The sequence below is a fragment of the Bacillus sp. EB600 genome (assembly GCF_024494385.1).
Lineage (GTDB): Bacteria > Bacillota > Bacilli > Bacillales > Cytobacillaceae > JAEVLT01.
The window spans coordinates 1-8,388 of sequence record NZ_JAEVLT010000069.1 but is presented as its reverse complement, the minus strand read 5'-3'; the positions used below and the strand labels follow the sequence as shown (position 1 = coordinate 8,388).

At 33.4% G+C, this 8,388-nt stretch carries 7 protein-coding genes and 1 pseudogene; 5 read left to right on the top strand and 3 right to left on the bottom strand.

Annotated features, from left to right (window positions below):
- Window positions 1-1,407: 1,407 nt before the first annotated feature.
- Genes JN080_RS27800 through JN080_RS27790 form a run of 3 tightly spaced genes read left to right on the top strand, consistent with a single transcriptional unit; the run spans window position 1,408 to window position 3,211 of the window.
- Window positions 1,408-1,977 (top strand): IMEF encapsulin system ferritin-like cargo protein, encoded by a 570-nt coding sequence (locus JN080_RS27800; RefSeq protein WP_256239192.1) that lies wholly within the window; start codon window positions 1,408-1,410, stop codon window positions 1,975-1,977.
- A gap of 19 nt (window positions 1,978-1,996) precedes the next feature.
- Entirely contained in the window at window positions 1,997-2,845 is an 849-nt protein-coding gene (locus JN080_RS27795; protein WP_256239191.1) for a family 1 encapsulin nanocompartment shell protein, read from the top strand.
- A 9-nt stretch (window positions 2,846-2,854) separates the two neighbouring features.
- On the top strand, window positions 2,855-3,211 hold the full coding sequence (locus tag JN080_RS27790) for a 2Fe-2S iron-sulfur cluster-binding protein (RefSeq protein ID WP_256239190.1): 357 nt from the start codon (window positions 2,855-2,857) through the stop codon (window positions 3,209-3,211).
- Between the two features lie 29 nt (window positions 3,212-3,240).
- Here the strand turns inward: JN080_RS27790 and JN080_RS27785 are convergent, their stop codons facing one another.
- The gene (locus JN080_RS27785; protein ID WP_256239189.1) at window positions 3,241-3,720 is read right to left on the bottom strand and encodes a hypothetical protein; all 480 of its coding nucleotides are present in this window, start codon (window positions 3,718-3,720) and stop codon (window positions 3,241-3,243) included.
- Window positions 3,721-4,008: 288 nt separating this feature from the next.
- Window positions 4,009-4,134 carry a hypothetical protein gene (locus tag JN080_RS27780; RefSeq protein WP_256239188.1) on the bottom strand — a complete coding sequence of 42 codons (126 nt, stop codon included), beginning with the start codon at window positions 4,132-4,134 and terminating at the stop codon, window positions 4,009-4,011.
- A 12-nt stretch (window positions 4,135-4,146) separates the two neighbouring features.
- Between JN080_RS27780 and JN080_RS27775 the strand changes: the two are divergent.
- A pseudogene (locus JN080_RS27775) lies at window positions 4,147-4,332 on the top strand (C40 family peptidase); the annotation flags it as partial.
- 1,021 nt (window positions 4,333-5,353) lie between these two features.
- Here JN080_RS27775 and JN080_RS27770 read toward each other — a convergent pair.
- On the bottom strand, window positions 5,354-6,379 hold the full coding sequence (locus JN080_RS27770; protein ID WP_256239187.1) for a DUF3231 family protein: 1,026 nt from the start codon (window positions 6,377-6,379) through the stop codon (window positions 5,354-5,356).
- A gap of 405 nt (window positions 6,380-6,784) precedes the next feature.
- Here JN080_RS27770 and JN080_RS27765 point away from each other — a divergent pair, with 405 nt between their 5' ends.
- A complete protein-coding gene (locus JN080_RS27765) occupies window positions 6,785-7,123 on the top strand; it encodes a hypothetical protein (protein WP_256239186.1) in 339 nt (112 codons plus the stop codon).
- Window positions 7,124-8,388 lie beyond the last annotated feature (1,265 nt).

Below are 8,388 nucleotides of genomic sequence, written 5' to 3'. Positions count from 1 at the left end.
CGAGGTGTTTTTTAATGCCTATTTTTAAGGTCAAGCACCATATTTCGAAGGATCCGAACTTTACAGCCATTTAAATTCGTTACATTTTTCTAGGTGCGAAAGTTGAGTAAATAATTATAAGTAAAAACTAGTTAAGTGAATATAGTAACAAAAATGTAATTATTTTAGTTGAATTACAATTTACCGAAAGTTCATGGATTTTCGAAGTATAAGATCGATTTTTACCAAATACGTATTTTGAGCTGATTTATCACATAAATCTAATATTTTTTAGTAGAATTTCTATTGAAAGTGACTATCGCCCATGTTAAAGCTTTATTGATAATGAAAATCATTATCAGTAAATAATGCTCGATTAAGGAAGGTGTTATGTGTGACTTTTGCTTTTGTAGGTGCAACGGCAATTATTTATGCATTTGTCATGAAGCACGTCTTGAAACATGTAACACGTTGAATCTGTTTTTTTATCGAAGAAAAAATTACACATAAGAGAAAAACCGAAGAACTAACAAGGGTCATGACAAATAGTCGGCTCTTTTTTTATGTAAAAATAATCGCTACCTATAGCGTTCTGAAATGTTGAAGAAAACGCAGGGAAATAGATACGAAGAGCAATTTACGAATTTTTAGGTGGACAGGTTACTTTTTTATTTTTTAGGTAAATTTGATAAGACTTACGAATTAATGCAGGTAGTTAATTAAAAATGAATTTTGTAATTAAATTTAAGCTCAAATTTGATTTTTGAAGCCAAAAAAGCAATTATATTTGTTTTGTAAATACAAAAGCTCGTCGGTTTTGACGAGTTTTTATTTTTGAAATTAAAAATTATTTGGGATTAAAATATACTACTTTTATGGGTTTAGATTTATTGGACAATTTTGGTTTGCTTTTCCGTTTTTCTTAGAATAAGGCATTGAATAGAAAATTTTCACTTCCGCATTTTGGTTACATATTGAACATGTGCATGTAAATTGGTTTAGTTTTGTGACATAAGGAACATTAAACTTTTTAAGGGCGTCCTTCACATGCTTTTTACATACAAACAATCTGATAACCTCGCTTTCAATTTCTATTTGATTTATGTATATGATGCAACTAGATTTTTAATAGCTATTATTCATATTTGACAGCTTAAACCTATCTATTTAGTAATACATAAAAAATACCGGTTGCAATTGGTATTTTATAGGTAATTTCCTTATTACTGTAGGTTTAAATTTAAGTTGATTGTCAACATATGATTCTGAAAATTTTTTTAAAACGTTAATTCACATGCTATTTATATATTGCAATGCAATCAATATCATAAGAGGTTAGAATTTTCTAAAAAGTAACAGGATAAAACTTATTGGAAAGAGAATATTTGGACATAATGGAATTTAGTTTAAAAAAGGGAGGTGCAGGACTTGAAAGAGGAATTAAAAATACTTTTTCGTATTTTTACAACGACTAGGGATGCTATCGAAAAATTTATCAATATACTTGATCCAGTAATCCAAAATGCTGCTGATGAACACGAACGCCTTTATTATCACCATATCACCGAAGAGGAAGAACAGCGGCTGTCTCGTTTAGCTGAGCTGATCCCGTTGATCGGCAAATTTGAACAAGAAAAAGAAGAGAACGATTTTGTGCCAACCAACAATGAGTTTAATCGACTTTTACAGGAATTAAACCTTGAAAAATTTGGATTGCATAATTTCGTAGAGCATCTTGATTTAGCACTCTTTCGATTTACAGATACCGAGCGAAGTACTCTATTGAAGCAAATGAGAGATGTTTCATACCAAGATTATCAACTAGTAAAAGAAATGCTAATGGAAATAAATGCACGGTTCGATCATCAATACATGGACCCGCATGCACACCATGACGAAGACCATGATCATTTGGCTAAACCCGTTTCTGATTCTGCACAAACCATCAATACAATAAAAAAGGAAAAGGGATTTACTGTAGGGAGTTTAATCCGATAAGGGAAAAGGGAGGAAAAAAATGAATTATTCATCTTATTCACAGGATTTACCATTAACAAATCAAGATTTGGAGAGATTAGAGCAAACTGTCATTGAAGCTGCGAGAAGACAATTGATAGGACGGCGCTTCATTGAGTTGTACGGTCCGCTTGGAAGGGGCGTACAAAGCATTTTTAATGATATTTTTATGGAAAACTATGAAGCAAAAATGGATTTCCAAGGATCCTTTGATCCGGAAATAGAAATAAGCAAACGGGTAAATTATACGATCCCCATGCTGTATAAAGATTTCGTTTTATACTGGCGTGATCTCGAGCAGGCGAAAGTTTTAAATATCCCGATAGACTTTTCACCAGCTGCAAATGCGGCCCGTGATGTAGCCATTTTAGAGGACCAGATGATTTTTCACGGATCGAAAGAATTTGATATCCCGGGTCTTATGAATGTACAGGGCCGATTGACACATTTAATTGGGGAGTGGTATGAATCAGGGAATGCCTTTCAGGATGTTGTCGAAGCAAGAAGTAAGTTGCTTGAAATGAACCAAAACGGTCCGTTTGCCCTGGTGCTATCTCCTGAGCTATATTCCTTGCTGCACCGTGTACATAAGGATACAAACGTTCTTGAAATTGAGCATGTTCGGGAACTTGTAACCGATGGAGTTTTTCAATCACCTGTCTTAAAAGGAAAAACGGGAGTTCTTGTTAATACTGGAAGAAACAATTTGGATCTTGCCATTTCAGAGGATTTTGAAACAGCATACCTGGGAGATGAAGGAATGAATCATCCATTCCGTGTTTATGAAACAGCTGTGTTGCGAATTAAGCGCCCATCAGCTATTTGTACGCTGGAAGACCCTAAGGATTAATGGTTTTAAATGGATAATAGAGTATGGACGGTTGGATCCCTCATTCCGGGAAGAATGAAAATACAAACCGTATTAACATCCAGCAAATCCACTAAGGAATCACAATATCTTAAGAATATTGTTTTGCAGCAAAATGAAAAAAGATTTGAAATTCAGCCTGTTAAAGGGAAACTGCTGGATACTGCATTAAGTCAGGAAAACGCATTAAGCTACAAATGCCGCCAGGGAACATGCGGGTCATGTACGGTCAAAATCATTGAAAATGGCACTGTCCTCTCCGAGCCAAATGAAAAAGAGAAAGAAAAGTTAAGGGAAGAAATATATAACGGTTTTCGGTTAGCTTGCCAAGCCGAAATTCTTTCGTAAAAAACGAGGCTCCTCCGGGAACCTCGTTTTTATGCATATATCCGGTCGTTTATTGGGATAATCTTTTCTTCAAGAGGGAACGGAAGGGACACATTGTGGTTTTTAAGCTCATTTATACTGATATCATTCACCAGTTTAAGTGCTTCCTTCTTAAAGGAATTTGTGATAAACCCGGAATTTACCTGGCATAATTTTTGTAAGTATTGGATGGCATCATGCAGTAATAATTGTTTTACGTGCAGATTATTAAGCTGGCATATTAATTTATGCTGTAATCCTTTAATAACGGCAATTTGGTCTACATGAATAATAATATTTGTTCCGTTTTCATCAATAAAGCCAAGGGAAACATATTGACCTTTAGACATGTCAACATTCGTAAATACCGGATTATGGTAGGTTTCACCTGAAGATAAACGAATGTTATCTGCTTCAACAGCTCCGCCAAGTTTTCGGTGGTTGGATATAACAGTATGAATGTCTTTTAAACCATATAACATGTTTAACATGGTGTTACCCCCTTGAATCTACTGAATATTATATACATAATTTTATAGATAATGAGAATCATTGTCAATTAGTTTTTGTTTCAAGACCTATTACAAAAGATTGGTAATTTCTAAGAATTTTAAACAAAAATAATCTCATGATTTTGAGAAAAATGTTAATTTAACGATATTTCCCGGTTATATTATTTTATCAACCTTTTTTCTGAAAGCAGTATGTTATGTGAATCAAAAGTGTTGCTTTAAACAATCTTTTTCAAAATCATGATTAATAGCTTTTATTTTATGGAATTAATTAGGTTCAACATGGACATGAACATCATATACTTTATGCCCTTTTGCTAATGCCATTTCCACATCAGTAGAAATAACGAAAAAAGCCAGCAAAATATCAATTATTAAGCTTGAAAAATACAAAATGGGAAAGGATCCCCTAATGAAATGCAGCCAGGCGATCTCGTATTCTTTGATACTTATAAACCGGATGGACATGTCGGTATCTATATAGGAAATGGAAAATTCATAGGAGCACAAACCTCAACAGGTGTTGCGATTGAAGATATGACGAAAGACTATTGGAAAGAGAGATTCAATGGTCGCGTGCAGCGAATTTAAGGTAGGGCTTTCCTGCCTTTTGTTGGTTAACGTCGGGAGCTTCAGAAAGCAGCACAGAAGTTCAAACTTGAGCTGCTAATCTATACAGTTTTGAGCGGAAAATAAGCAAGAACGAAGCTGAATTTATGAATGAGTTTGATTTAACTATAAGTTTTAACGGTGTAAGTAATACAGATCATGTATTTGTCAGGACAAAGTTTTTATATGTGAAGGGTGAAGGTTGGAAGAGTGACAGTATTGAATATATCAGAGAAATAACTAGAAAGGCAGGGGAGACCAGTGAATAAATCAGAAAGGATTTTTAAAAATACTTTAAAGAGAGCAGAGCGAAGTGCAAAACGAAACAAGATTTATATTAAAATTGCTTTCTGGACTTTCATGTTGATTTCAGTTTATAGTCTGATTTGCGCGGTGTGGTTTCAGTCATTGGCTTTTCTAATTTTTATCCCGGTTAGTTGGCTGTTTTATGAGCTTTATTCAAGATTTATGAAGTTTCATCAAAAGACTGTGGAAAGATTGAAAGAAAAGCACAAAAATTATTTATAAAAGGGGGAGCGTCAGGCAAATGCAGATATACAACGTTAAGAAAATTCTTAAAACTGTGATTTAAAAAGGCAAGCATATTATATGCTTGCCTTTTTCTTTTTCAATGAGAAGTAGATTTTACTTACTTATTGCTTATATCAAGGAAGGTGTTCTTAACAAGCTTTTAAACCGAAATTTATTTGAACTTATTAAGAATGCTTTTCTAACTATAAAAAATAAAATTTGAAATAAGCGAATAAGGAGATTCAAAATACATCCCTCCACATTGAGTTTAGTGTTTAGTAACAACACTACAGTTAATTTTTACAAATCTGACGAAATTATTATTTAAGTTTTTAGAGACATTATTAAACAGTTCTCAATTATTTTAATTATGTAGATAGCTTTGAATATAAGGAATAGTGCTATTACACCTCCATCTTATACCCGAATAAAAAGCCCACTAAAGGTACCTTTTGGAATAAAGATTAATGAATTAACCATTCAATCCTTTTTTCTTTGTGAGTTGATCTTTATCAAGTGTTCCTGGCGGCTGCTCTAGCCATGCGTTATCAATTACTATGTCAGCACCGTCTTTTGTATATTGAGCAATTTCAAGTGATAAGCGTTCATAATTTAGAATTAGGTCACTTCTTTGACTTACAGCTGCTGCAGTGGCATAATTTCCTGTTCCTGCTGCACTCATAAAAGCCATGAGGAACATTGTTAATTTATCCGAAAATGGTGGAGTTGTTGAATTAGTAATAGCACTATCTGACGAAACAGGCGGTTGTACATCGTTATCAAGAAGTGCTTTTGTAAATACTTGAACATGTTTTTTTGAAATATCTCTGCCCCTTAACATCCATTTTTGAATTTTTTCTCTTGGTGATGTTTGGGCAAAACTAATTGCTAATTTCATCCCCATAATATTCGTTTGAATATTCATAAACAAATGGGATATTTCAAGTGCGTTTAACGGTCGTTTGGTACTAAAAGGATTAAGTCCACTTAAATAATTTTTAGCGTCTATATAGTCCGTTTTGGTTGGATAGGCTATATAAGGAGCTCTAACAAATAATCCTTTTGAAAGAAGCACTTTTGAGCTACAGTCAAACAATTGTGATGTCTCTGACAGACCCTCAATGTAATAACTTCTTATATCATCCCTTGCACTCATGGAAACAAATCCACTGTATCCAAGCATTCCAACCCTAGCCATATGATTTATATAGATTAGCATGAAAGAGTCTGTATAAAGACGGGGAGCATTAAAATTCACATCATTATCATAAGTGAATCCCGTTGGCGTTGGAATCTGTTCCTCTTGAAATATGGTTGTAAGCTTTTCAATATGAGTAGCTGATAGATCATATGCAAATTGAACAACGGTGCGAATTTCTTCATCTTCTACATGTTTTAGAAAATAAGCTAGAATACATTTGGACATACTATCATTCATATAGCTAGTCCAAATAGAAGCTATTTCAGCCGAAGTAAGTTGAGTGTAATGTTCATTCAAATTGGTTAACCTCCAAAGAGTATTTTTACATGGTGTAGATATATTCTTTGTAAATAATCATTTATTATGAAAAAAGCCAAGGAATAACACAATATTCCTTGGCTTTTTTATTTGCACTTTCCTGACGCTACCCCTATATCAAATTTAATAAACCATTGAATGTTATTAATACAATGAACCCAATAGATGTGGCACAATTAGAAGCTAAGAGGAGTTTAAAAAGTCTCAGCTGCGTATGCAGCTTTTTTGTGTTACAAGTGAAAAACCGAATGTAACATAATAGAGGTTTTGTTACATTGGGTGAATTTCAGGTCTTTTGTTTATTAACGGACAGATTGAACTAGTAATTTGACTCATAAATGTCTTATTTGATCCAAAAGATGTCGTAAACAAGGAGTGAAACAAGTGGATAAAACTAAAGAGTTAATCGAAAAGTTAAAAGAAAATCCAGATAGAGAATTGATTTTTATGTACCCGGATGAAGGATCTGACTATTCATACACAATGGGGTATCCATCACAAATTATTGTTGATGAATATTGGGTTGATGATGAGTGTGTCTACCTTAGAGAAAAAGATGGAGACGAGTTATTCGATAAGTTAGCAGATGATATGTTTGATGAATTATTTCCTAATCAAAAGTATGCAACGGATGAGCAGAATAAAATCATTGATGAAAAAACAGAACAAAAAATCAAAGAGTTAGAATGGAAAAAAGCTATAGTCGTTTATATCCATTACTAATTCATCTTACGATGAAAATGTACAATAAAAGTGAGGGGGCTTTTTCACCTAAAGGGTAGCTATAGTTGAAAAGTATCAAGAGTATCTGCTGCGTCTGCAGCTTTTTTTATTGATCAAAAGTAAGCATCAAACTAGGTGGGAATAGTTTGACGCTTACTTTTAAAATTCCAGAATTATTAAAAGGGACATGTTCTTCTGTGTTTCAATTCTTCCTTTACCCTAAAATGGATTTTAAAAGGACAAATGTCTAGTCCTATAACAAAAGCGGAACATAACATAAATGGTACTTATATGAAGTTAAAATAGGGGTTGTGGACGTTGAAGGTTATGAAAAGATGCGCCTGTTGTGAAAAATATTTTCGGGAAGGCCACGTTTTAATGGTAAATGACTTTCCAGTAGTTGATCATATATATTGCCGTACATGTTTTCTTGAATTCTTTAAAGTATATACCAAATTACTTTATTGGGGAAAGGAGACTTAAAGTATTACTTTTTTATAGTTCCGTTTCTTCACTGTGATTCCATACATTTCCGTAAATAAGTTAGTTATACTTGCTATAGTAGCTCCTTCATTAGCTTAAGTCTAAATCTTTGTAGATTTGATTTGAATTCAAAAGTAAAGGAGATTTATTAGAACGGGCGAATCACATCATTTAAAGCGCGTTCGCTCTTATCGTTAGCCCTTTTCAAAAACTAAGATCTTACGGCCCATTGGTATGGTGACGCATTCCGATACTTTTTAGCAAATTTGTCGCCAACAAGCATAAATTTGTCCTCATTACAAAGTACATAATAGGACATCCCTCTTAATAATATTTTTTAAAGGGGTGTGCTAATGGAATTAATTATATTGATTATCATATTTATAATTATTGTTTTGTTTGTACGTAAAGATAAAGACCAAGTCATAGAAACTGGAACTAGCATTATAGTACTAGAAACTGTATAAAGAAAACAGGAGAGCCAATCAATGATCCTCTTCATTGTTTTAGGCATGGCTTGTCTTTAGTGGTATTTCGGCTTAATTATGGTGAACCGTACCATCTCAAATGAAGAGTGCGTATCACAGATAGCCATAAATAACGGAAGCAGGAAATTTATTAGTTAATGATTTCCTGCTTCTTTTGCAACTTTACAAAACTTCGATCTTCCACAATCGGGCGCTTTTCTTGAATAAGAAGGCGTTTTTTTAACGCTCCAACACATTTAAAAGATTAGATTTTTTTAAGATAAAGAAAAGATTGTGAAGATTTCTACTTAAACT

What these genes read in the sequence shown, in the direction of transcription:
- JN080_RS27795 (WP_256239191.1), top strand. Translation starts at nt 1,997, where the DNA reads ATGAATTATTCATCTTATTCACAGGATTTACCATTAACAAATCAAGAT.
- JN080_RS27785 (WP_256239189.1), bottom strand. Translation starts at nt 3,720, where the DNA reads ATGTTAAACATGTTATATGGTTTAAAAGACATTCATACTGTTATATCC.
- JN080_RS27790 (WP_256239190.1), top strand. Translation starts at nt 2,855, where the DNA reads ATGGATAATAGAGTATGGACGGTTGGATCCCTCATTCCGGGAAGAATG.